Genomic DNA, 546 nt, shown 5'->3' on the forward strand with positions numbered 1-546 from the left:
CCGACAGGGCCGCCGCGCGCACGCCGCGGCCGGCGGATCGACTGATCACCATCGCGCTCCTCGCCTACGGGCTGGTCAACGTGATCATGTCCGTGATCTCGTACTCCGACGTGTCGCGGCTGATGAGCGAGAGCATGAGGATCCTCGGCATCGACGGCGAGTTCACGAACTACGAGCAGGGGCGGCTGTGGGCGACGATCGCATCGATCGTGCTCATCGTCGGGTGGACCGCGACCGCGGCGTGGGCCGTGACTCGTCTCCGCCGCGGCCGCACCTCGTGGTGGGTCCCGCTCGTCGGGGCCGTGGTGTCGACGGTCCTCGCGTCGATCTGCCTCAGCGTCGCCCTGCTGGGCGACCCCGCCTTCCTGGCCTACCTCGGCGGCGCCTCGACCCGCTGATCGCGCGGGGCGGACGGCGCGGGGGCGGACGGCCGCTCAGACGCTCCCCTCCCACACCGCGCGGGCGCCCGCATCGCCGGTCAGGATCGCCAGGACGAGCGTCCCGATCGCGCTGACGAGCGCCGCCGCCGCGATCACCGCCCGCACG

Annotated in this window: 1 protein-coding gene; it reads left to right on the forward strand. The window is 73.3% G+C overall.

Features of this window, described 5'->3' with window-relative positions; all coding sequences use genetic code 11:
• The coding region (locus MR1_RS20365; RefSeq protein ID WP_067250919.1) for a DUF6264 family protein at nucleotides 1-398 on the forward strand (398 nt) is incomplete at its 5' end.
• Nucleotides 399-546: the final 148 nt, after the last annotated feature.

It is taken from the genome of Microbacterium resistens NBRC 103078 (assembly GCF_001552355.1).
In the GTDB taxonomy this organism is placed as follows: Bacteria; Actinomycetota; Actinomycetes; order Actinomycetales; family Microbacteriaceae; genus Microbacterium; species Microbacterium resistens.